This window comes from Roseibium sp. MMSF_3247, assembly GCF_030733765.1.
Classification (GTDB): domain Bacteria; phylum Pseudomonadota; class Alphaproteobacteria; order Rhizobiales; family Stappiaceae; genus Roseibium.
Map to the genome: position 1 here is coordinate 67,000 of NZ_JASHII010000011.1, position 23,954 is coordinate 90,953.

At 55.8% G+C, this 23,954-nt stretch carries 14 protein-coding genes and 2 pseudogenes; 13 read left to right on the forward strand and 3 right to left on the reverse strand.

Annotation, left to right across the window (positions count from 1 at the left end):
* Positions 1–20: 20 nt before the first annotated feature.
* The 3 genes from RBB44_RS23930 to RBB44_RS23940 are packed head-to-tail and all read left to right on the forward strand — an operon-like array spanning position 21 to position 6,891.
* Positions 21–3,713: a rhamnan synthesis F family protein gene (locus RBB44_RS23930; RefSeq protein ID WP_306150204.1), complete on the forward strand. Its 3,693-nt coding sequence runs from the start codon at positions 21–23 to the stop codon at positions 3,711–3,713.
* A complete protein-coding gene (locus RBB44_RS23935; protein ID WP_306150205.1) occupies positions 3,710–4,696 on the forward strand; it encodes an NAD-dependent epimerase/dehydratase family protein in 987 nt (328 codons plus the stop codon). The genes RBB44_RS23930 and RBB44_RS23935 overlap by 4 nt, the downstream gene beginning before the upstream one ends.
* Positions 4,693–6,891 carry a glycosyltransferase gene (locus RBB44_RS23940; RefSeq protein WP_306150206.1) on the forward strand — a complete coding sequence of 733 codons (2,199 nt, stop codon included), beginning with the start codon at positions 4,693–4,695 and terminating at the stop codon, positions 6,889–6,891. The genes RBB44_RS23935 and RBB44_RS23940 overlap by 4 nt, the downstream gene beginning before the upstream one ends.
* Before the next feature lie 60 nt (positions 6,892–6,951).
* On the opposite strand, the gene RBB44_RS23945 is transcribed toward RBB44_RS23940, so the two are convergent.
* Positions 6,952–8,034: a hypothetical protein gene (locus RBB44_RS23945; protein WP_306150207.1), complete on the reverse strand. Its 1,083-nt coding sequence runs from the start codon at positions 8,032–8,034 to the stop codon at positions 6,952–6,954.
* Positions 8,035–8,369: 335 nt separating this feature from the next.
* On the opposite strand from RBB44_RS23945, the pseudogene RBB44_RS23950 reads away from it, so the two are divergent.
* Positions 8,370–9,247: pseudogene (locus tag RBB44_RS23950) on the forward strand (IS3 family transposase); the annotation flags it as partial.
* A gap of 189 nt (positions 9,248–9,436) precedes the next feature.
* Here the strand turns inward: RBB44_RS23950 and RBB44_RS23955 are convergent.
* Positions 9,437–10,693: an IS110 family transposase gene (locus RBB44_RS23955; RefSeq protein ID WP_306150208.1), complete on the reverse strand. Its 1,257-nt coding sequence runs from the start codon at positions 10,691–10,693 to the stop codon at positions 9,437–9,439.
* Positions 10,694–10,829: 136 nt separating this feature from the next.
* Between RBB44_RS23955 and RBB44_RS23960 the strand changes: the two are divergent.
* The 5 genes and pseudogenes from RBB44_RS23960 to RBB44_RS23980 form a co-directional block, all read left to right on the forward strand.
* Positions 10,830–11,123, forward strand: a pseudogene (locus tag RBB44_RS23960) (transposase); the annotation flags it as partial.
* Positions 11,124–11,333: 210 nt separating this feature from the next.
* Positions 11,334–12,395, forward strand: coding sequence for a hypothetical protein (locus RBB44_RS23965; RefSeq protein ID WP_306150209.1), 1,062 nt, complete (start codon positions 11,334–11,336; stop codon positions 12,393–12,395).
* 203 nt (positions 12,396–12,598) lie between these two features.
* Positions 12,599–13,447 carry a pre-peptidase C-terminal domain-containing protein gene (locus RBB44_RS23970; RefSeq protein ID WP_306150262.1) on the forward strand — a complete coding sequence of 283 codons (849 nt, stop codon included), beginning with the start codon at positions 12,599–12,601 and terminating at the stop codon, positions 13,445–13,447.
* 102 nt (positions 13,448–13,549) lie between these two features.
* Entirely contained in the window at positions 13,550–14,047 is a 498-nt protein-coding gene (locus RBB44_RS23975; RefSeq protein WP_306150210.1) for an NUDIX hydrolase, read from the forward strand.
* Between the two features lie 341 nt (positions 14,048–14,388).
* Complete coding sequence (locus RBB44_RS23980) at positions 14,389–16,143, forward strand: hypothetical protein (RefSeq protein WP_306150211.1); 1,755 nt, start codon at positions 14,389–14,391, stop codon at positions 16,141–16,143.
* Positions 16,144–16,329: 186 nt separating this feature from the next.
* Here RBB44_RS23980 and RBB44_RS23985 read toward each other — a convergent pair whose 3' ends face one another.
* Positions 16,330–18,213 (reverse strand): nucleoside-diphosphate sugar epimerase/dehydratase, encoded by a 1,884-nt coding sequence (locus RBB44_RS23985; RefSeq protein ID WP_306150212.1) that lies wholly within the window; start codon positions 18,211–18,213, stop codon positions 16,330–16,332.
* Positions 18,214–18,376: 163 nt separating this feature from the next.
* On the opposite strand from RBB44_RS23985, the gene RBB44_RS23990 reads away from it, so the two are divergent.
* The 4 genes from RBB44_RS23990 (at position 18,377) to repB (ending at position 23,833) form a co-directional block, all read left to right on the forward strand.
* Positions 18,377–19,597: an O-antigen ligase gene (locus tag RBB44_RS23990; protein WP_306150213.1), complete on the forward strand. Its 1,221-nt coding sequence runs from the start codon at positions 18,377–18,379 to the stop codon at positions 19,595–19,597.
* Positions 19,598–19,673: 76 nt separating this feature from the next.
* Entirely contained in the window at positions 19,674–20,882 is a 1,209-nt protein-coding gene (locus RBB44_RS23995; protein WP_306150214.1) for a hybrid nucleoside-diphosphate sugar epimerase/sugar transferase, read from the forward strand.
* 562 nt (positions 20,883–21,444) lie between these two features.
* Entirely contained in the window at positions 21,445–22,659 is a 1,215-nt protein-coding gene (gene repA / locus RBB44_RS24000) for a plasmid partitioning protein RepA (protein WP_306150263.1), read from the forward strand.
* Positions 22,660–22,744: 85 nt separating this feature from the next.
* On the forward strand, positions 22,745–23,833 hold the full coding sequence (gene repB / locus RBB44_RS24005; protein WP_306150215.1) for a plasmid partitioning protein RepB: 1,089 nt from the start codon (positions 22,745–22,747) through the stop codon (positions 23,831–23,833).
* Positions 23,834–23,954 lie beyond the last annotated feature (121 nt).

A 23,954-nucleotide genomic window follows, 5' to 3' on the forward strand; every position in this document is an offset into this window, starting at 1 on the left:
GCATGGAATTTGAGCATAGAATGACAAAACCGGCCGGACCGATCTCCGAAGACAGCACAACCCTCTGGCAGGCGATTTGCGCCAGCAAACGCGGCATGGAACCGGCTCTGTCGATCCCGGACCGCCTTGTGCATCCGGACTCTTGGGCCGGACATTTACCGTTCGCCGCCTGGATCATGGCTGTTTCAGAGCCGCGCCGGTTTGTTGAACTTGGTGTCCACACTGGCAACTCCTATTGCACCTTCGCGCAGGCTGTTGCCAAGTACCAGCTCAACACAGAGTGTTTCGGCATTGATCATTGGTTCGGAGACGAGCAAGCCGGTCTTTATGGCGAAGATGTTTATGCGGACCTGAAATCCTGGCACGACCCGCGTTTTGGCCATTTCTCCCGCCTGATGCGCATGAGTTTTGCCGCTGGCCGCGAGCAGATAGAAGATGGCAGCGTTGATCTTTTGCATATCGACGGCCTCCACACCTATGAGGCGGTGCGCGAGGATTTCGAGACCTACCTGCCAAAGATGAGCGACCGCTGCATCGTGCTCTTCCACGACACCAATGTGTACCGGGAAGATTTCGGCGTCTGGCAGTATTTCCAGGAAATCAAGGCCAATTACCCGACCTTCGAATTTTTGCATTCCAATGGTCTTGGCGTGGCCTACACCGGCAGTCAGCCTCTAGAAAATCTGGATCCGCTGCTTGTGCTTTTGTTCAACAGCGCTAGGGGCGACGACACGGTCGCAACTGTGCGCGGTTATTTTTCGCTATTGGGAGACGCGCACATGCGCGCCGTCCAGCTTTGCGATAAACAACGCTGGGGCGAGGACATTTTGAACCGGCTGCATGAGGTCAATCTGGAGCTCGGTGCAGTCACTCGGGACCGGGATACAATCTCAGCGCAGCGTGATGCCTTTTTGGACGAGCGCGAAAGCATGATGCCAAAGGCTCTGAAATGGGACCGCCTCGCTGTAAATACTGGCGGTGCCGTCAGCCTTAACCTCGAAGAGATCAACGAAGCTCTGAACGTGCTTTACAACAGCGGCAATCCGCAGGCACTTCAGGATCGGGCAACGCTCAAGCGGCAGTTCGCCAGCCTCATACAAACCGGCACAATGGCTGTCGGATATGAAGAACTTGCCACCCGGGCGGGCAAACGCGTCAAGGCGAAGCTGGCGCGGATGCTGAAAGGCGCGCCTGAAGTCGAAACGGATCCGGCCATAGAAGCAATTCGGGCAAGTGGTCTGTTTGATGAAAATGTCTATGCGCTCACGGATCAGGCACGAGCGGCCAACCAGGATCCGCTTGAGCATTATCTCCAGACCGGCGAGGCACAGCGCCAGGCGCCGTCTACCGGGTTTGACCCGGATTATTATGCCCGCCGCAATCCGGACGTCGACACATCCGGTTTCGGTCTTCTGCGCCATTACATACTGTTCGGCCAGGCTGAAGATCGGCCCTGCGTAACGCCAGCCAAACGGATGAGCATGCCGGTTCTGGCTGATACGGACCAAGCCAGAGTTTTGCTCCTGGTGGAGCCAGATCTGACTGCCGTGGAAATGTCGTTCACATTGAACGTGATAAAGCAGTTGCAGGCGTCAAAAGACGTGATCGTCCTGATTCAACCGGGGGACGCCCAGGCTGAGGTGTTTACCAGCCGGAATGTGGCCGTCGTGGAGTTTTCGGATGAAAACGACATGGAGGCGATTGACCGCAATGAAGTTCTTGCGCGCATTGTTGCTGAACTTCATCCCGAGTTTGCAATCTCCTTGTCACTCAAGAGCCGGATCAATGTCCGCGGCCTAGCCGCAGCTGGCCTTGGCATCGTTCAGCTGGTCGATGAGTTTTCTTCCGCGGTTCGTCCGTTCGGCAGCGCTTACGAATTTCTGCCGTGGGCTCATCGGTTGGTCTTCCCATCCCACACAGTGGCCGCCTCTTTCGAGGCTGAGCATACTTATCTGTCCCGCCGACAGAAGGACATTATCGCACCGGCGGCCTTTGGGAGCGTTGACGGACAAGAGATTGTCGCAGATGCGGCGCTTCGTTCCCGGATCAGGCCGGATGATGAAACGGATGTTTTTGTTGTTGCCGGCGCTGGAGACCTGGGTCCGCAATCAGGCATCGAGACATTCCTTGCACTCGCCGTAAAGGCCGGTTCTGCGACGAAATCGGGCCGGCAGTTGAAATTTGTTTGGCTTACAAGCGACGTGAACAGCGGAGATGGAAATGCCTATTCCCGTCTGATTGTTGAACAGATCCGGAGAGCCGGGATTGAGGACCGCTGCCAGATCGTAAGTTCAAACAACGCGGCTGAAGCAGGCATCGGGCTGGCCGATGCTTTTGCTCTGACCGCGCCGCTCGATGCAATGTCCCGGTTTGCGGTATCGGCTGCCGCTGTCGGAAAACCGGTATTCTGCTTTGAAAACGGCAGCAGCGTTGCCGACGTTCTGGCCGTTGACGCCACTTTGAAGACCCTGGTTTCACCTTACCTGGATCTGGAACCTATGGTGGGGTCGATTCATACACTTGCCGATGACAAAGACGCGTATGCAGCGCACTCCAAAGCAAGCGCGGACTTGGTGAGCAGCCACCTGGACCTTGGAGCCTATGTCGAAAATCTGATCCGCATTGGAGCACTAGCAAAACAGGATGCTGAGTTGATCGACAATGATTATCAGCTGATCCGGTCTACAGAACCACCTGCATTCAACGAGAATGTGTTCGGCGGAAGCAATTCAGCTGACAAATACCCGCAGGATTTCCTGCACACTTATCTCTTGAGGTCCCGTGTTTCCCGCGCCACCGGATCGAAGCTGATACCAACCGATCTGCGCCGACCGCTCGCAGGCTTTAATCCCTTGATCTATTTCGAGGATCTGATGAACCCGGACAGTCCTCGGGATCCTCTGGCAGATTGGCTGGAAAACGGAAAGAAAGAAGGCCGCTGGACCCATGATGTCATTGAGCTCTCCGGCCAGAAACCTGCGGCGGCCGGGATCAAAGCTCTGCTGCACGGGCATTTCTTCTATGCCGATCTGATTGATGAGTTTTTGGAAAAACTCCAGTCGAACGCCAGCACCGTTGATGTGATCATCACCGTACCGGATGATCAAAGGGCTGATTACGCCATGCAGGCCCTGTCTCGGGTGGTGCTGCCAGGCACGGTTAAAGTCGAAGTGGTCCGCAACGCCGGGCGGGACATCGGTCCGTTCCTGAGTGGCCTCGATCTGAATATACTCCAGCAATATGAGGTCATTGGTCATATCCATGGCAAGAAATCACCTCATGTTGATGCCAGCATGGGTGACACGTGGCGCACCTTCTTGTGGGAACATCTAATTGGCGGACAAAATGCGGCGGCAGATGCTTGTCTTGCGGCTTTCAAGGCAGATCCAAAGCTTGGCCTTGTTTTTCCTGAAGATCCGCACCTCATCGGCTGGGATAAGAACTTCAAGGTTGCTCAAGACTTGGCCCGGAAGATGGGGCGCATGGCTCCGTTGCCGAACGCCTTTGACTGGCCAGTCGGTACAATGTTCTGGGCTCGCCGCGAAGCCTTGAAGCCGATGTTTGATCTGGGCCTTGATTGGTCCGACTATCCTCTCGAACCGTTGCCGGAAGACGGCACGCTCCTTCATGCATTGGAACGGGTTCTGCCGTTTGCCGTGGAACAGGCCGGATATGGCTATGCTACGTCCCATTTGCCCGAGGTGCAGCGATGAGTGTGCACCTGATCCTTGGCGGGTGCGGGTTTATCGGCCGCCATGTTGCGCTGGCCTTGCACCGGCGCGGCGATACCGTGATCCTTGCAGATGTCGTCGAACCGTCAGACGACATGCGCGCGGTGCTTCCGGCCGAATTCCGAAAGGTGGGCAAGAGCCCAGTCGACTGGATGAGGCTGGTCGACGGCGTCGATGTCATCCACCATTATGCCTGGACTACGGTTCCGGCGACAGCGGATGCAGATCCGGTTACGGATCTTGATGCGAACCTGCGTGAGATGGTTTCCCTTCTGGAAGTCCTGCGTGCCCGCAAGACGGCCGGGATCAATACCAAGGTGATCTTTTCCTCATCCGGCGGAACGGTCTACGGACCGATCACCCGAACGCCAGTGAATGAAGAGCATTCGTTCAATCCGACCAACGCCTACGGTGCTTCGAAGGCTGCCGCTGAGATCTATCTCGGTTATTACCGCAAGTCGCATGGTGTCGACTGCCGGATCGCGCGGATCTCAAATCCCTATGGCGCAGGCCAGAACCCGGCAAAACGCCAGGGTGCGGCCAGCACTTTCATCTTTCAGGCGCTCGATGGAAAGCCGATCTCCATCTGGGGCGATGGCAGCGTGGTGCGCGATTACATCCATATCGCGGATCTGGCCGCCGCCATGGTGGCTTTGACCGATGCGCCGGAAGAGGCAATTTCAGCAGTCGGCCAACCGGTGTTCAACATCGGCAGCGGGGCAGGCGTCTCCTTGAATGAGATCTTGGACGTCCTGCGCAATGACCTGGACCTGGAGCCTATCGTGACCTATCAGGACGGCCGCAGTTTCGACATTCCGGTCAGCGTCCTTGATATCTCAAAAGCCCGGTCTGTTCTGAATTGGCAACCGAGCCTGACGTTCCCTGAAGGATATGCGCGCATGCTGTCTGATCTGCGGCAGTCTTCCACCCTATTTTCGACCCTGCTGGACTCAGCTGATCAATGACGAAATCCACCTCTGCCACTCCTTTGGTCTCGGTTGTAATGCCGGTCTACAATCACGCGCATTATGTGGCCGAAGCCTTGATGTCGATTGTGAAGCAGGATTGGCGTCCCCTGGAAATCATCGTCATAGACGATGGCTCGAAGGACGACAGCCTTGATGTCCTGAAACGGACGGTCGACGGTCTGGAGACCGAAGATGGCCTCACAATCCATGTAAGCGGTCGGGAGAACAAGGGCGCCCACAACACCATCAATGAGGGGCTTGAGAAAGCCACGGGCGAATACCTGGCAATCCTGAATTCGGACGATTATTTCCTGCCCGGACGGATCCGCCGGTGTGTCGAAACGGCCATGGCGCATAAGGCCCGGTTTGTCTGCACGTATGTCGATCCGATCGACGATGACGGCAAGCCCTTGCCAGCCGATCACCGTTGGCGGCATTGGTATTCCGACCTGAAAATGCAGGAACTGGACATCGCGCCGAACATCTCGTCCCTGCTCTTACGCTATAACATCGGCGTGTCGACCGGAAACTTCGTCTTTCACCGCTCGTTGATGGAAGACATCGGTGTTTTCGAGGATTACCGCTATGCGCATGATCTCGATTTCATGTTGCGCGCGAGTGCTCTGGAAGAGCCGGTCCTCATCCGCGACAAGCTGTACGCCTACCGGGTTCATGCAAGCAACACGATTGGTGAAAGTGATGACCGGATTACCGATGAAGTCGCTGGTATCGTCGCGAAATACCTGAAGCAGGTTGCGGAAGTTCCGCCAAAGAATCCGATTGCACCGAAATTCGACCGGGATTGTTATTCCCTGGCAAGCACGCCATGGCCGCCGCATCTGGAAAAGGCGACTGCCAGCCTGATGTACGACAGGGACGTGGTCGAAGCGAAGAAGGCATCCGCGCAATCTGGGGCCGCTGCTCCTGTATTGGCTCAGTCTCCGCAAGGGGACAAGAAGCAATCGTCCGTGACCTTGATCAGCCATGAGCTGAGCCGCACCGGTGCGCCGGTGCTCCTGCGCGATGTGGCCTCCGCGCTCCATGGCATGGGTGTTGCGAGCCGGGTCATCAGTCTGCGGACAGGCCCGCTGTTGGACGATTACACCCGAATGAACAGCCCGGTGGCGACCGAAGGAAAGGTGTCTCACCTCTTGGGACGCGCGGGGAATTTCTTGACGCGGCTGGCAGCTGATCCGCGCATTCCGGGCTTCTTGAAGCCGGTCCTCACCATCGGTGCCAAGGGGTCTGCGGGTGTCGGTTCACGGCTTCGCATTCGCCACTACCGGTCCAAGACGTCCGGAAGTGGGCCTTTGCTGATCAATTCCTTCGCCAGCTGGCCGTTGGCGCTGCCGCTTCTTGAAAAATGGTCCGGCCCGGCCTTCTGGTACATTCACGAAACCTATGAACCTTCGCTTGTTATGCGGTCTGGCAAAATGCTGGCGCGGTTGGAAGCGCGGGCCAAGGCGGGCAATCTCACCTTCCTTTTCGGCTCGGACGCAACACGCCAGAAATGGGCGGACGAGGGCTATGACGGCGAAGTCTTTTATTGGAGCGGCTTTGACAAGACATGCGGCCGCCCCGATGGGGTCGCCGAAACAGATGCTGCCAGCGGCAAGCCGGTGTACTTGTCGGTCCAGTCGACAGGCCCGCGCAAGGGCACCCGGAGCCTGATTGAAGCCTTTGCGCTTGGTCGGAAAAACGGCTGGATCCCCTTGGAAGCGGAACTTCATATTATCGGGGCGCATTCGCCGGCGATGAATGCGCTGAGCCGGGATCTGCTGGTTCGTGTGCTTCAGGACGATTTGCGCGGCAGTGTTCAGTTGATCCCGAACCTGCCGCCGGACGAGTTGGCGGCGCACTATGCAGGTGCGTCAGTCTATGTGCAGTCTTCGACGATGGAGTGTCTGCCGCTTGCGCTGTTGAACGCGATGGCCTTTGGCATGCCGATCGTCTCCACCGATGCGGATGGGTGCCGGGAAGCAATTCTCGACGGACAAACGGGGCGTCTTGTGCCGCCGCGCCAGCCGGAATTGCTGGCGGAGGCCCTGGGCCAGCTGCTCACGGATAGGAAGCTGGCCGGTCAATACGGACAAGCAGCACGCCAGTTGTTCGACGACAAGTTCGCGCTGGAGGTCACGGCCGCAAAACTCATGCAGCGGATTACCGGTACTGATAAACGTGCCGTCGGATGAATTTTCATCCAACGGCACTGTTAAGGCGTGTCGGTCAGAAGCCGACCTTTAGGGTTATGGTCACGCTATGTCGACGTAAAATGCGACGCCTTCATAGTTGTAGTGGCCTAGGGTATTAATTATCTCGTCACGCTCGGTGCCTGATGTTGTAAAAAAATGACTGCCATTTGCAGTGTTGTAAAATCGGTAGAGAGCTGTGCCGCCACTATCTGAAGATGAGTGAGCATAGTAAACGATACCTTCATCGATAAATTCTGGAAGGTTTGCGGAGATGTTAGCAGCTTCGTCGGCATTCGCCGTGTAAAAGTGGGTGCCGGTGACGCTGTTGAAAAACCGATAGACCGCCGAGCCACCATTTGCTGCCGTCGCATTTGAATCGAAAACATTGCCTTCATAAGACATGGTCGGTGTATTCGTAATTATCGAGTCACGTTCTGCCTGGCTTGTCGTGAAAAAATGAGACCCATTTAGCGTGTTGAAAAAGCGATAAATTTCATAGGGGCTGTTATCCGCATCTGGGGTGTCATCTGGTAGTGTAACATCTGGGATGGCACCGACATGGGGATTTATGGCTAAGCGATAATCCACCTGCTCAGGGTTGTTTCCATTGGCAATAATTTGATCTGTTGTGCCGTCGAATTCGAACCCTGTAACCTCAAGAATGACGGTTTCTCCAGTCAGGTACCAAATTGCTTCGGAATCTGGAAACTCGTCACGGCCCCAAGAAAGCGCTGTCGTATCAATCTGAGGATTAGCCGCCTTGAAGACGTCGAGATTGTTGTCAATGAAAGTCTCACCGGCGATCTCGTACGGAGAGTTAACATGCTCACCACCGGTCCAGACGCCACTGAGGCGGCCGTCAATCTTTGAGACACCTTGAACAGGTATCACAGTTATGAGGTTCGCGTAATCGCCCGTGGAGTTTGCAGTGAAGTTGACTCTAACTGAAGCGAGTTGATAGGGATCGAAGCTGTAGTAATCGTAGATATCGCCGCTGATTGGCGGATCTATCACGCTGAAAACATGATCAAATTCCCAAATATTTGTCTTGGCGATAACATCCGTCGGAAGGTTACTGGCAAATGCCAGAGTGCCCAAATCTGTCGCGGTGGCTTTTGTATCGTTTTTGAATATCTCAACCATTGGCTCCTCCATCATTTTGGAGGACAATATTCATAAATGTGAAACAATCGCGTTGACCTGTCTCAAAGCCTTAATGATTTTCTTGTCAATGACAAAAATACAGTGTCTAATCCGGAAATTTAGATAGAACTATTCGCAAGTTCTTTCCGTTTGCAGCGAAGCTGATGAGGTTACATTCAGAGCCTTGTCGACCTGCCGGGCAGTCGAAGTGAAATGGTGTTTGTCTCGCTGTCTTAACGGGACATTCAAAGTGGTTTCCAAAACACTGTTGGATTAGCCCCCTGAAAGTGGTCCACCAACTGGGATAGATTATCCCACAAATTGGAGGATCAGCGATGGCTGGGAAAAGAGAGAAGCCGGAAGAGATTGTATCGAAGCTTCGGCAAGTTGAAGTGCTGCAAGGACAAGGCGCAACGATTGCCGAAGCGGTTCGACAGATCGGCGTGACGCAGCAGACGTTCTATCGGTGGCGCAAGCAGTATGGTGGGATGGGAACCGACCAACTGAAAGAACTCAAACGCCTTCAGAAAGAGAACGAGCGGCTGCGCAAGGCGGTCTCTGACCTGACCCTAGACAAGCTGATCTTGTCAGAGGCCGCAAAGGGAAACTTCTGAGCCCCGCCCGTCGTCGCGCCTGCATCGATCATATCCGCCAACATCTCGGCGTGTCAGAGCGTCGAACCTGTCGTGTTTTGGGTCAGCACCGATCCACGCAGAGGAAACGTCCAGCAGGGCGCGCTGACGAAGAACGTCTTGTGGCGGATATGATTGAGCTGACCCGCCAGTATGGCCGTTACGGCTACCGTCGGATTGCTGCTTTGCTCAGAGAGGCCGGTTGGCATGTGAATGACAAGCGTGTTGAGCGACTTTGGCGACGAGAGGGGCTGAAAGTTCCTATGAAACAACCGAAGAGAGGGCGGCTCTGGCTGAACGACGGATCATGTGTCCGGTTGCGACCAGAGTATCCCAATCATGTCTGGAGTTATGACTTCGTGCATTGCCGAACCAATGAAGGAAAGGCATTCCGGACTCTGAACATCCTGGACGAGTATTCCCGAGAGTGCCTGGCAATCCGGGTGAAGCGAAGGCTGAACTCCACCGACGTGATTGATGTGCTGACGGATCTCTTCATCCTTCGAGGTGTTCCAGCCAACATCAGATCAGACAACGTCCTATGTCGGAAAGAATTGGCTGCTTTAGTCAGCAGGTCATGGGGCATCCGGCGTTCCGAATGCCCTGTTACGTTTGCCCAGACGGGCTCTGCCGTCAAGAAATGATCTCTTCCATAGCAAACACAGAGTACGCCTGTTGGCGGCTCTCACCGTCCTCAATACGAGATTCCAGATCCCAAGCAGAAAGCCCGAACATTATCTACGAGGTCAGCAAGCTGCCTCCACGGCTCTTCAGAGAGAGGTCTTTCCGCCTGGGCTCATCCCCTCGAAGAAGGGACGATAGGGTTCGCCGTGCTTGACTACGGCGTGTGCAGTGCGCGCCATCTTGGCAGCGATTGCGGTGTAGGCTTTGCGGCGCAGATGGGCATTGTGCCGGTCCTTTGAGATGTAGCGTTCGAACTTGTCGCGGAAGCTGTTAGTCTTCTTTAGCACCGCGGTTTGGCCGGCCATCCAGAGGGTACGTCGCAGCCGGGCGTTGCCGTACTTCGAGATTCGGCTTTGGCCGCGGAACATGCCTGACTGGACGGTGGCGAGATCCATTCCGCAGAACTTCAGGAACTGCTGGTGATGGCGAAAACGACGTAGATCGCCAGCCTCAGCCAGGATGGTCATGGCGTTGATCGGACCGATACCGGGAATGGTCGTCAGCAACTGGTAGTCGGATAGACCAGACAGCAGCTTGACGGCCCGGGCCTCGATCTCATCGCGTTGCCGGATCAGGCTGCGCCCCTCGGCCAGTACCAAACGGAACATGCGAACGGCATCAGAGTCCGGATGAACCGGCAGACCAACCGAACCGACGGCAGTAGCGTAAATATCTGAAAGCAGGCGTTCTTTAGACACTTTGCGGCTGACAACCGCCCAGGCATCTGCGATGAAGGCCTCCCGGCTCATGGCGGTGATCATGTGTGGCGATGGGTACTTCTCCAGGAAAGCCAAGAACCAATCCGTCCGCGAGTTTCGATGAAAGCGGTCAACTTCCGGAAAATACAGCGGCAGGTAATGCGTCAAGATGCGGTGCCAGAGTTCGGTCTTCGAACGTGAAACGATCTCGTGGGTCTTTGATAGCTCCTGGATGTCGGCCGTACCGGTCACCAACGGGTCATGGAAAAACTGCACGGCACCGATCTCCAGCATGTGCAAGATAACCTGGGCGTCCTTGGGGTCATTCTTGTCCCAGCTGTTGTGCAGCGCCTCGCGCGTCCGCGCCAGGCCAATCGAAGAGACCAGCTTGAGCTCAAATCCGGCTCGGCCCAGATGGTGGGCCAAGGTCCGGTGATAGTTGCCGGTCGCCTCGAACCCGATCCGCACCGGCAGATCATAGCTGGCCAGGGCCTTGCAAAGGCGTTGGAAGTCTTCCAGCGTGTTCATGACTGTCAAACGACGACGGCGGCGCTTTCCCGGGATCGCGATCAACACCTCGTGGCGGTGCTTGGAAATGTCGATGGCGACAAGCAAGGTCGAAACGGTAGAATGTTTGGCGGTCATAGCCGGTCTCCTCAGCGGTGTGGTTCATGTAAAACCACTGTTGAGACCTGTGACCGGTTATGGCCACCCGCTGCGCTATGTGAGGGCTGCGCAGGAGGCCATAACCCATCTGCAGCCCGTATTCCCGACGTGCTATGGCCCGGAGTTTATTGCCGAGAAAGTACGCGACTGGATCGCCGCCGTCGGGGCCAAGACAGCCTACATCGAACCAGGTTCGCCCTGGGAGAACGGGTACTGCGAAAGCTTCAATGCACGGTTCAGGGACGAGCTGTTAAACGGTGAGCTGTTCTACAGCCTACGAGAGGCACAAATCCTTATCGAGAAGTGGCGCATTCACTACAAAACCGTCAGGCCGCACAGCGCCTTGGGATATCGTCCCCCAGCGCCAGAAAGCATCGTTCCGATAGACCAGAGACCGACGATGCACTAAAAATTAATCCGGACCACCCAATGGGGGGACACCACTGTTATCATCTCAAATACGGAAATTCCCTTACGTTATAAAGGCAATAACATCAAATACTGAATTCCGTTATATTTTGCCAAATGTGGAATCGTAGGATTTTATCAAATATCTTGATGATTAGAAATTCAATATTTTCGTATCTGAAACAATAACGTAACTTGCTGGGGGGCGGACATGGTTGAGATCTTCAAAAACGACTCGCAGGGCACAGCGACGGACCTGGGCACATTGGCCTTTGCCAGCAATCCCTCACCTGATGTCGTATCTTCAATTAATTTTTGGGAATTCGATGACGTAAACGCCTTTGGTACAGAAGATCCGGTCGACTACTACAGGTTCGATACCTATCAACTGGCATCCGTGCGAGCGACTTTCACCACAAGTACCGTCGGTGACTATGCCAATTATCTGGTTGTTTTGCCTGTTCAGGGCGTCTCAAAAATTGAAGGCGACATGATGGGAGTCATGACTGGTGGAGAGCATAGTTCGTCGATATATGAGGCTCAGGCAACCTCTGTGGTAACCCAAATATACGATTACTTAATAAACAATAGTCCTGACATCGACACGTCAGCAGCAACATGGTCACGTGATGTTTTTCCGGATTCTGAGGCGGTTTGGCACCTTACGGGCGAGACTGTGATCGTCCAAGTGTACGGATACGAATACAATGGAACGACCGATCAGATTATTGAAAGCGGGGGTCTCCCGGGCGAAGTGGATTTTCGATTAGCGATTACTCCCCATCTTGGCAATATTCCAAGCGTCGAAGAGGTAACCGATGCAGATAACAGCCCTTACGAAGTCTATCGTTTCTACAACACGCTGATCGGAAATCATTTTTATACCACAAGCATCGAGGAGCGAGACAACCTCATTAGTAATAATTCTGCGATGAACTATGAAGGAAACGTATTCGATTCCAATGCCACCGCAGATAACGGTGGAGCAGCAGTATACCGATTTTATAACACAGCAACCGGAACACATTTTTACACAGCTAGTGCCGATGAGGCCGCCAATATTCGTGCGAACCTTCCATCAATGAATGATGAAGGCATCTCCTACTATGCTCATACGTCGGCCGATGGCGGGGGTGTTGCACTATACCGTTTCTTCAATACGCAGAACGGTAGTCATTTTTTCACGACATCAGAAAGCGAACGCGACAACATTATTTCAACTTTGGGTCACCTTAATTATGAGGGCGTCGCTTACTACGTTGATCTGGCTTAACTACCCTAGGTGTCGAGCCAGTTTCGTGCCACTCAAAGTGCCATCAAATTTGAAACTCAGGAAACGTTGATGTGTGAGCCCAAGCTGGATCTGCGATTGGTATCCATTACGCATTCAACACAATAACAAAAGTTGCCAACTCCAATATATTTGGCCTTCGATGTTCGGTTATCAAACCTTTGGGAGGCTAACGTGGCGACTGGATTGGAACGGCAGTCTCCGGTAAATTTGAACTCGTAGGCGACACTGATTGGTTCGCTGTAAACCTTACCGCTGGGAACACCTATACGTTTGATCTCGCCGGTTCCTCGACCGGTGCTGGGACGCTGCTGGATCCATATTTGTATCTTTACGATACCGACGGGACCGCTACGAGAGGTTCTGATGACGATTCAGGAACCGGGAACAACGCCAGTATTTCTTTCACACCTTCGACGAGCGGAGTTTACTACATCGAAGCAAAATCGGGTGGTGTGCCTCTGGATTTCTATGAAACCTACAAAGATGCTGCTGTAATCCAGGTCGCGGGTCTTAATAGACAAGATACTGACCCGGGAACTTACGTGCTCAACGTGACAGAGACCGGGCCGAACGTCTCGATCCCCAGTATTGCCTTAGGTGTGTATCGGTTTTTCAACAGCGAGACAGGGACACATTTTTATTCAGCGGACCATTCCGAAGCGACTTCAATCAACGATAATCTCGCCGCTTACAATTATGAAAGTGTCGCGTACCGCAGTGTGAGCAGCAGTGATGCAAATGCGGTCGAGTTTTACAGGTTCTTTAATACCGAAACTGGCACTCATTTCTTTACTGCAAGCTCGACTGAGCGGGACACAGTTATTTCTACGCTTCCGCAGTTTAACTATGAAGGCATAGCCTATTATCTTCACAGTACAGCAGATTCAGACGACTTCGCCCTGTACCGGTTTTTCAACACGCAAACGGGAACCCATTTCTACACCGCAGACGAGACTGAAAAAGACAATATTATAAACACGCTGTCTCAATACAATTATGAGGGCATCGTGGGGTACGTGGATATCGCATAGCACTCAGTTCTCGATTTGGCCATTTCGTTTGAATGAGCTAGGAAGCAGCTCATGAGAAACACTGAGAAACTCTGCCGCAAGACCGTCTACAAGAACCGGTAGATGCAGGTTCACGAGGACGCGGCGCGGTTTCCGGATGGATCGGAGGGCATCTATGGCGTTGTCGACAAGCCGGATTTCGCGCTGATCATCCCTCGGCATGACGATGGCCGGTTTCAGCTTGTTGAGCAATACCGCTACCCGGTTGGCGGCCGGTATTGGGAGTTTCCGCAAGGCTCCTGGGAGAGCGTACAAAGCGCGGATCTTGAACAGGTGGCGCTTGGCGAGCTGGAGGAAGAAACCGGCTTTAAAGCCAAGTCCCTGACGAAGCTTGGCCATCTCTTCGAAGCCTATGGCTTTTCCAATCAGGGGTTTTACGTCTATCTCGCCGAAGGGCTGGTGTCCGGCGAGGCCAGACGCGAGAGTACCGAGCAGGATATGGCAACGGCCGCATTTACCCGCGCTGAGATCACCAACATGATCCGCTCAGGCGACATCAAAGATGCTGCGACTGTCGCAGCGCTTGGTCTCTTCAGCTTGTCTGAACAATCCGGAGCGTAAGCCCGTTCCGGTTGGCACGCCTTTCGAATGCCCCACTCAACCGGCATATCGCGGCTGGCCAGGCCTTGTGAACTGCCGAGGCCAATCCGGCCTATGGCCTCCATTCCTACCAGCCCGCCTCTCCGGCCCTGAGCGTGGGCCGTATCATGTTCCAAGCTTTGGGCGGCCGCTTTGCTGCGCTCGGGATGATGAGCCGCAAACAGGGCCGAGAGTCATCCATTCACCGCCATTGCTCCTGCGAAAACTACGAATATTCCGTAAAGTAAATTCGTGATCCAAAACACAGAACAATACCGGTATTCGTGTATTCTCTTAGTGTATTCCAAACATAGGAGAAGAAAATGCCGAACACAAATACACCAACAGACGAAGACGACTTTGTTTCTGGAACAAGTGGTGCAGATGTACTGACAGGCGGTGCAGGTAAGGATCAATTTTACTTCCACACAGATTATCCAAATAACTTCAATCGTGACACGTTAGATGACGGTGATCGGATCACTGACTACGAATTCGAAGAAGATATTGATATCACTGGGGTGCGGCTTGGGCCAAGAGACGTCTCGCTTGAATATGACGCCGCCAACAATCAGACACGGCTCAAGCTTGACCTCGACAAAGACGGGACTGTTGACCGCACCATCATTCTTGATGGAGACAAGCGCGGCCAGCTTCAGGTCGATGCCAATTGCTGCACGACCCCGACAACGACGATCAAAATCAAACAGGCCGCACAAACCAGCGTAACATATGTCGAACCGGAGGTTACCGAGGCGACGATGATCGATCTGGAAGACATCGGCTTCCATGAAGGCACGGATGGTCTCGACATCATTTTTGCACTTGCGGGCAATGATGTTGTCTTTGCCGCAGCCGGAGCCGACACGATCATCGGCGGTGATGGCGACGACACGTTGAATGGTGGCGACGGGCCGGATCTGATCGGCGGTGGCCGCGGCAATGACACGCTGAACGGCGATGCCGGTGATGACGAGCTTCATGGCGGCCTTGGCAATGACACCTTGAACGGCGGTGCGGACAATGACTACCTGGCCGGTGAAGAAGGAGCAGATACGCTGAACGGCGGAACCGGCAACGATACGCTGCGCGGAGGTGCCGATGCCGATACGCTGACGGGTGGTGAAGGCGACGACACTTTCGTGTTCTTGGACGGCGATATCGCCGCTGGTGAAAAGATCACCGACTACGAATACGGCGAGAAAATCGATATCGGCGGCATCTCGCATGCGAACCAAGTCAAGCTGACAGCCAACGGCACCGGGTCGACCCTTGAGATGGACCTGGATAACGACGGAACGTTCGAAACGCAGCTTGGTCTTGATGGCGTAACCGGCGGCACGATCATTGTTCTACCCAATGAAGGCGGCCTGCGGATCTTGAACCAGCAAGCTGGAACAGACGGCCACGACAAACTCTATGACACGGGCCTTGCCTCCTATGTGGTCGGCGGCGCGGGCAACGACATCTACTATGCCCAAGGGTCGGTCAACGATGTCTTTGTCGATGATTGCAACGATCTCATTGCTGTCGGCGACTTCGGTGAACGGGATCTTCTGCGAGATGTTGAGTTTGTGAAGTTCGAAGACGGCCTGTTTGCATTGGCGGACTACAGCTGTGATCCGGTTACGGACACGGGTACTTCCGAAATCTTCCGCTTCTTCAACACCGAAACCGGCACGCATTTCTTTACGGCAAGTGCGGAGGAAAAGGACTATGTGATTGCCAACAATGAGGTAATGAGCTTCGAAGGTGCCGTTTTCAGTACCGATGCCAATGCCGACACCGGGATTGCCGTCTACAGGTTCTTCAACACAGACTCAGGCACGCATTTCTATACAGCGAGCGCGGATGAGCGGTTGAACCTGATCGAAAACAGCCCGTCACTCAATTACGAAGGCATTGCCTACTACGCTTATGCGGAAGACAATGGCTCCAACACCGAGCTGTTCCGGTTCTTCAACACGGAAACCGGCGGGCACGTCTATACCGCAAACCCGGAAGAACGCGAGAGCATCAACACCAATCTCCCGCAGTTCAATGATGAAGGCGTTGCCTATTACGTCGATTTCGTCTGATAGAATTGGTTAGACGGCCATTTCCTTAGCCATTCTGGCCCACGGGCCAGATGGCTGATGTTTTTTTTGTTTCTGCCTTGCCGGCAACCGTACGTTGACCGCATATCGCCTCAAAAAGTGGCGACCCTGCTTTCCTCAAAATAGCTTTCACAATACGCACTCCCGACAAGTCCGTCCGCCGGGTACCTATGCTTGTTTGCGTTCCAGCTTGTCGTTGGTCAGGGTCGGCACGATGGTGGAGAGATGCGCAACGCTTAAGGGCACATCGCCGTTTGACGCAGCGCCTTGAAGGTCGGTGACTAGGGTGGTGATCGTCTTCAATTCCATCTGGTTGGCGGTTGCCACGATCACGCCATCCGCGCCGGAGGGCAGGTTTTCCTCATTGCTCTCAAACAGCTCCTCGAACAGCTTTTCGCCGGGCCGAAGGCCGGTAAAGGCAAGGTCGATGTCCTTCTCCGGCTTCAGGCCGGCGAGCGAGATCAGGATCTTGGCAAGATCGGTGATCTTGACCGGTTCGCCCATGTCGAGGACGTAGATGCGGCCGCGCTGGTTGGAGTTGTCGACGCTGAAGGCTGCCGCTTGCAGGACCAGTTCGGAGGCTTCCGGAATCGTCATGAAATAGCGGCGCATGTCCGGGTGTGTAATGGTCACCGGCCCGCCCGCTTCAATCTGCTGACGGAAGAGCGGAATGACCGAGCCGTTGGACCCCAGAACATTGCCAAAGCGCACGGTGATGAAGCGGGTGCAGGTGCCGGACACATCAAGCGCCTGGCAGTAGACTTCCGCGGCCCGTTTGGTCGCCCCCATGATGCTGGTCGGCTTGACGGCCTTGTCCGTGGAAATCAGGACGAACCCTTCCGACTTCGCAGCAACGGCGGCATCTGCGACGTTCCGCGTGCCGATGATGTTGGTCTGGATGGCTTCCAGCGGATTGTCTTCGACCAGCGGCACGTGTTTCAGCGCAGCGGCGTGGAAGATGATGGCCGGTTTCTCAAACTGGATGACGTCAAAGATCCGCTGGCGGTCGCGCACGTCGGCGATCACAGCGCTGCGTGAGAGGTCGGGTGCCCTGCCATGCACTTCCTGATCGATCTTGTAGAGCGCGAACTCGGAATTCTCCAGAAGCACCAGTCGGGCCGGATTGTACTTCAGGATCTGGCGGACGACCTCGGACCCGATGCTGCCGCCGGCGCCGGTCACCAGGATGGTACGGGCGCTGATCAGATCGCTCATGCGGCTGGTGTCGAGCTTGACCGGCGGGCGGCCGAGCAGATCGTCGATGGTGAGTTCGGAAAAATCCGGCTCGCTGAGATCCAGCGGCCTTGGCGTCGCGCGCTTCACTGGGATGCCAAGATCTGCGGCGGATTGCGTCAGAGCCTTGGTAAAGTCCGCCGGGGGCCGGGGCGTGACGGACAAGATGGCCTCAACGGGTGTGCCGGAGCGCTCCAGCCGCTTTGCGAGATCGGAGAGTTCATCCACATTGCCGAGGATCGGAATGCCGCGGATGCTGTGTCCGCTCTTGGCGGAATTGGCGCAAATCAGGCCGTGGACCTTGTAAAGGCCCGAGCGTTCCAGCTGGTGCGTGCGGATCGCCTGCTCGGCGTCGCGCACATGACCGGCGAGGAGAACATGCTTGATGCCTTCCGGCGGTTTGCCGAGCCCGCCAAGACGTCCAAGGCCGCCATCCTTGTGGGCGCGGTAGGCAAGCCGCGGAGCGCCGATCAGCACCACCATGACAAACCAGGTGATGACAGGCACGGACCGCGGCAAGGCTTCCAGACGGGTGATCAAGAAGAGCACCAGAACGAAAATCACGATACTGATCAGCGAGGCGACAACAATTGCCCTGAGATCGGCGAGCGAGGCAAAGCGCCAGAGCCCCCGGCCGAGGCCCATGAACTTGAAGACGATAGCTGAGATCGCGACGAAAATTGCAATCCATGCGGCGACTGTCGGCGCTGGTGGCAAATAGTCGATGCCGTATCGCGCAACGAGAGCGGCAAACAGCGCCAGTCCAGACATGAACGCGTCATGGAGAATGGCAATCAGTCTTTTGTTCAAAAAGTTCATGCTGTTTGTGCGCAACTCAACGTGGATACTCCTGCGTCGGCTAACACCATACTGGAAAGAATGCAATTTGCCTTGGTGTGGCCCGCATATTTTGCTAATCAAAACAGGCTTCCCGGTTTTACGGATTACCTGGCGCGATTAATCAAAGTTTGAAACCGGATAGATGAACGTTTCCAAATATTTAAACCTCAATAGTGTTGTTGTGACAATCTTCGCAACACCGTTTTTGATGGTTCTGTCGCGCAACATTGCTACGCCCATTTTTGTTTTGGTCGCCGCGTTTTTGCTGCTGTGCGCGGCGAATGACCGGGGTCTCAAGGCGGTGCTGCAGTCCGGCATAAGCACAGGCCGAAGCCCGGCCGCGCTCCTGTTTGGAGTTCTTGTGGTTTTCATGGGCCTGTCGGTTGGCTGGTCGACATCGGTCGAGCGGAGCCTCGAGACAACGGTTCATTTTGCCGGAAATCTGGCGCTTTTTGGTCTCTGTGTCGCGGCGCTGGCAGTCTGTGCGTCCGCACAGTTGATCAGGTCCATTCTCTTTCCCCTTGCGATCATCGGGACGGCTTTGTTTCTCGTTTCCGAAGTGATTTTGGGAACACCTGTGCGTGCCCTCGTCGGGGCATCGCCAGAGGTCTTCCGGATGAACCGGGCAGCCGTCGCGCTGGTCCTGATGCTGCCGTTTGTGCTTTACGCCCTGCCGCAGGCGAAAAAAGTGCCGGGGTTGCGGTTGGCAGAGGTGTTGGCCGTCGGTGTTGCAGCCTTCATGTCGGACAGTGAGACGGCAAAATTGGCGTTCATCGCCGCAATTCTGCTGCTGCCAGTGTTTGTGCTCCTGAAAGACAAGGGCATCTGGTTTCTTGGGATTTTGACGCTCGGTACATTCATCTTGATGCCGGTGATCTCGCCGCATGTGATGTCGCTGATCCCGGATGTTCTGGCAAGCCGCCTCCCCTACGGCTCTGTTGGGATCCGGGCGGACATCTGGACCGCGTTTTCCAGCCTGATCAGCAACCACTTCTTCCTTGGCCACGGCGTTGATGCCAGCTATATGGCAGCGGTCGATTACAAAGACCTGGATATTGCAGCGCCGTTTTTGGGCTGGGGCCACCCGCACAATTTTGCAATCCAGGTCTGGTATGAGCTTGGGGTGGTCGGTGTGGGGCTCTTTGGGGCGCTGATCTTTCTGTTTTTCCGCGCGCTCCGCGCCGTGCCCGTGGATCTGCTTCCCGCTGTACTCTCAACCGTTGCAGCGGTTTGGACGGTGGCGCTGGTGAGCCACGGCGCCTGGCAGGCCTGGTGGTGGTGCCTGGTGGGCCTGGTCAGCGTCTTGTGGTTGATCGAGCTGAAATGCCGGCACGGGCTGGAAACACCGCAGGGCGATACCTGATCGCGTGCTGAGTACGAAATGACCGCAGCGGCAATAGACGTGCAAGCGGACTGTAGGTGGCCGGAAGGGCGATAAAGTGAAGTATGTGATCACCGGAGCATCCGGTTTTGTCGGCCGCCAGCTCGTGAGACGTTTAACGGGTGCGGGGCATCAGGTCGTTGCCATCGGGCGCACACCTTCGAGCGCTAACACTGTAGATCCGCAAGTCAGCTTTGCCGGTTATGATGACATGCCGGCGGCGGCTTCTGGGGCGGACTGCTTTTTGAACCTCGCAGCTGTCAACAACGATGCTGATGCGAGCGAAGAGACCTTCTTCAAGGTCAATACCGAGCTTCCACAACAGCTCGCCGCGCAAGCCAAGGCCGCCCACGTGCCGGTGTTTGTCAATTTCTCCAGCTTTCACGCACTTCCAGACGGGCCGGAGACGCCGTATGCCCGCAGCAAACGGGCAGGAGCTGAGGCGCTTAGGCAGGTCGCGGATCTGAATGCGTTCAATCTTTACCTTCCTGCTGTTTATGGCGATGATTTTGCCGGCAAGCTTGCGATCTTGAAGAAATTGCCGGGATTCTTGCGAACAGCCGGATTCGCGGTCGTCTCGGCTCTCGCGCCGGTGGTTCATGTCGACCGGATTGCGGCGTTCGTGGGTAAGGATCTGACGAAGGTTGCTTCTGATGAGCCGGTTTTGCTGGCGGACAACAAGGACGAGAACCTTGTCTACAGGTTTGGCCGCAAGCTGATCGACCTCGGTTTTGCGCTGGCCGTCATCCTCATTTTCTGGTGGTTGTTGCTGCTTGTCTGGGTCCTGGTCAAAACCGGGTCTGCCGGTCCGGGTATCTTTGCCCAAGAGCGTGTTGGAAAGGGCGGCAAGGTCTTCACCTGCTACAAGTTCCGCACCATGGGCAAGGACACGCGACAGGCCGGGACCCATGAGATTTCAGAAAGCGCGGTGACCCCGATTGGAGCGTTTCTGCGGAAGACCAAGATTGACGAACTCCCGCAGGTCTGGAACATCCTCAAAGGGGAACTCAGTCTGGTGGGCCCCCGCCCCTGTCTACCGGTGCAGGAGGAACTTGTTGCGGAACGCACCAAGCGGGGTGTGCTCGACATCCTGCCGGGAATCACGGGATTCGCGCAGATCCAAGGCATTGATATGAGCCATCCGGTGCGTCTTGCGCGAAAAGATGCCGAGTATATCGCGCGCCGCGGACTGGTATTTGACCTCAAAATCATCCTGGGGACTTTCATCGGCAAGGGCCAGGGCGACCGGACCGTAAAAAGCAATTGATATCAAGGATCTAGCGGCGATTCATGCGCTGGAAACGCGCATTGAAACAGCGCGGAAGACACTATGAAGTTCCTCGCGAAGGGTTACTTGGCAGATATTACGAGGCCCCCCGCTCTTTGCGTTAACCTCTCGTTAACCTTAAAAAACTTGACGTTAACAACGTTCCCCGGCTTTATCTACGCCAACGGTTCCTGAATTGACGGTTTTGCCGTAACTGGGGATCGTGGGCGCTGACAACAGTCCATGGCGTTGATCGCCGTTGCCGCATTTTGCGAATCTGCCGATACTGCGCAATATTGACGGCTCAGGACTGTGAGGAACACAAACGCGCAGCGGTAATCTGTGCAAGCCCCCTCCCCGCCCGGTCGTGATCCGGACACTTTCCGGATCGATGAAGAGATGATTTTGGGCCAAGGTAGGATGCTGCGGCCAGGAGGAAAACGGAAAGCCGACTGCAGCAGTCACCCTACGGCCATGCGCTAAGGGCACAACCAGTCGGACATTTCCGTTTTTCGAAAAAGCTGGCCTGTCCGGGTTTGAGGCAAGGATTGACGACACGATGATGGCTGCCGACCAACAAATTGCGCAAGACGCCGAACAGTTGTCTGTTCAGCTCGGGGAGCTGCGTGCCCGCCTGTTCCCGCCGTCGAGCTTGAAAGTAATGCGCTCGTTTACCTCCGGCGAGGCTGCGAAACTTATCGGTGTCTCCGATGGGTATCTGCGCCAGTTGGCACTGTCCGGCGATGGCCCCTCCCCGGCAACGGATGACCGCGGCCGCCGCAGCTACACACTGGCCGACATCAACGCCCTTAGAAGCCATCTCGCCAGCCAGCACGAGCCGGGCAGCGCGAAGGCGCGCAGCTATGTCCGCCACCGGGATCCGGAGCGCGGCGAACACTGCCAGGTGATTGCGGTCACCAACTTCAAGGGCGGCAGCGGCAAGACCACGACCTCAACCCATCTGGCTCAGTATCTTGCCATTCGTGGGTACCGGGTGCTGGCGGTAGATCTTGACCCGCAGGCCTCCCTCTCCTCCCTGTTCGGCTATCAGCCGGAACTGGATCTCACCGGCAACGACACGATCTATGGGGCAATCCGCTATGATGCGGAGCGCGTGCCGCTCGAGCAGATCATCCGCAAGACCTACGTCGACGGGCTGGATCTGGTGCCGGGCAATCTGGAACTTCAGGAATTCGAGCACACGACACCGCAATATCTGGCAAACCGGCCGGCCGGATCCGACCCGCAGGAGCTGTTCTTTGCCCGGGTCCAGACGGCGCTGAAGTCCGTGGAAGACAATTACGACGTTGTGGTGCTCGATTGCCCGCCGCAACTTGGCTACCTCACCCTCGGCGCGCTCTGTGCAGCGAGCTCCGTGATTGTCACAGTGCATCCTCAGATGCTCGACGTGGCCTCCATGAGCCAGTTCCTGTTCATGACATCGGATCTCCTCTCCGTTGTTCGCGAAGCCGGCGGTACGCTGAATTTCGATTTCCTGCGTTATCTGGTCACCCGCTATGAGCCGCAGGATGGCCCACAGACCCAGATCGCAGGGTTCTTGCGTGCGCAGTTTGGCGACCGGGTTCTAACCGCTCCCATGGTGAAGTCGACGGCGATTTCCGATGCGGGGCTCACCAAACAAACCCTGTACGAGGTCGGCCGGGAGAACTTTACCCGGGCCACCTATGACCGGGCGATGGAGTCGTTGACAGCTGTCAACTCTGAGATCGAAACCCTGATGCTCACAGCCTGGGGCCGTGCGGAGGCAGGGAAATGAACGTTTCTGAAAAACTTATCCACGGTCACCGGGGCGGCCTTACACTGAGGCTGCTTGATCCAATTCGTCCGGAGACACTGTGGCCATGACCAAACGCAAGGACCGCCTCAAAGCCCTGTTTGCTGGTGAACCGGAAACCGCACCGGGGGAGAGTGCGGCTGCGCCCGCTCCGGTACAGCCGCAAGAAGCCCGGCATGAGAAGAAGGCGGTGCCTGCCGCCCCTGCCCCCGCCCCCGCTCCCAAAAGCGATCCTGTCAGCGAGCGCCCGCGCTCGGCCTCCGGCGCTGTGAAAGCCATGGGGCTGTCGCTTGAGCAAATGGCGCAGGAGCTGAAAGAACAGTCTGGCGAGCGGGTGGTGACACTCGATCCGTCACACATTGAGCCGTCGCCCGTCGCCGACCGTTTGACCGTAGAAGCGCATCTTGATGCGGGATTTGCGGAACTGAAAGCCAGCCTTGAAAGCCGGGGTCAACAGGTTCCGGTTCTTGTACGCCGTCATTCCGATGCCGCTAAGCGCGCGGACGGCTGGTACCAGGCCGCATATGGCCACCGGCGGATCCGAGCTGCCAAGGAACTTGGTATCAATGTTCTGGCGATCGTTCGGGATCTCGACGATGACGCCCTGATCCTGGCGCAAGGTAAAGAGAACGCCGAGCGGCGGGATCTGTCCTTCATTGAACGCGCGTTCTTCGCCCGCTCGCTGATCGATCATGGATTTGAACGCTCCCTGGTCCAGGACGCGCTCGGTGTTCACAAGACGGAAATGACCCGGCTCTTGCAGGTCGCCGACAAGGTGCCCTACCCGATCGCCAAGGCTGTTGGGCCGGCGCCCAAGGCCGGCCGGCCACGCTGGCACCAGCTTGCCGAGATGTTCGACGGAGAGGCCGCGGAGGTTATTGCCCGCGACGAGATCACCTCCGAGGTGTTTCTCGCCTGTGATTCCGATCAGCGGTTCCAGCGCCTGTTTACACGGCTTGGAAAACGGAAATCGAAACCAGCCCAAAAACAGACGATCAAAAGCCGGTCCGGCAAACCGATCGCCGACATCAAGGGCTCGACCATTCAGCTCGCCAAGACGGCCCCGGATGGATTCACCCACTATCTCGCCAAACAGCTGCCAGATCTCTTGGCGGCGTTCGAGGCGGACAAGAACAAGGAGCTGCCAGACGGCTGAATTCAAGGCCGGTTGACAGCTGTAAACTTTCAGAAGGCGGAACTGCCGCGCTGAAGGATTTGGAAACAAGGAAGGGAAGGAAACAAGGCAAGAAAAAAGGCCCCCAAAGCAAATTGCTCCG

What these genes read in the sequence shown, in the direction of transcription:
- RBB44_RS23935 (WP_306150205.1), top strand. Translation starts at nt 3,710, where the DNA reads ATGAGTGTGCACCTGATCCTTGGCGGGTGCGGGTTTATCGGCCGCCAT.
- RBB44_RS23975 (WP_306150210.1), top strand. Translation starts at nt 13,550, where the DNA reads ATGCAGGTTCACGAGGACGCGGCGCGGTTTCCGGATGGATCGGAGGGC.
- RBB44_RS23945 (WP_306150207.1), bottom strand. Translation starts at nt 8,034, where the DNA reads ATGGTTGAGATATTCAAAAACGATACAAAAGCCACCGCGACAGATTTG.
- RBB44_RS23985 (WP_306150212.1), bottom strand. Translation starts at nt 18,213, where the DNA reads ATGAACTTTTTGAACAAAAGACTGATTGCCATTCTCCATGACGCGTTC.
- RBB44_RS23940 (WP_306150206.1), top strand. Translation starts at nt 4,693, where the DNA reads ATGACGAAATCCACCTCTGCCACTCCTTTGGTCTCGGTTGTAATGCCG.
- RBB44_RS23955 (WP_306150208.1), bottom strand. Translation starts at nt 10,693, where the DNA reads ATGACCGCCAAACATTCTACCGTTTCGACCTTGCTTGTCGCCATCGAC.
- RBB44_RS23965 (WP_306150209.1), top strand. Translation starts at nt 11,334, where the DNA reads ATGGTTGAGATCTTCAAAAACGACTCGCAGGGCACAGCGACGGACCTG.
- RBB44_RS23990 (WP_306150213.1), top strand. Translation starts at nt 18,377, where the DNA reads ATGAACGTTTCCAAATATTTAAACCTCAATAGTGTTGTTGTGACAATC.
- RBB44_RS23930 (WP_306150204.1), top strand. Translation starts at nt 21, where the DNA reads ATGACAAAACCGGCCGGACCGATCTCCGAAGACAGCACAACCCTCTGG.
- RBB44_RS23980 (WP_306150211.1), top strand. Translation starts at nt 14,389, where the DNA reads ATGCCGAACACAAATACACCAACAGACGAAGACGACTTTGTTTCTGGA.
- repB (WP_306150215.1), top strand. Translation starts at nt 22,745, where the DNA reads ATGACCAAACGCAAGGACCGCCTCAAAGCCCTGTTTGCTGGTGAACCG.
- repA (WP_306150263.1), top strand. Translation starts at nt 21,445, where the DNA reads ATGGCTGCCGACCAACAAATTGCGCAAGACGCCGAACAGTTGTCTGTT.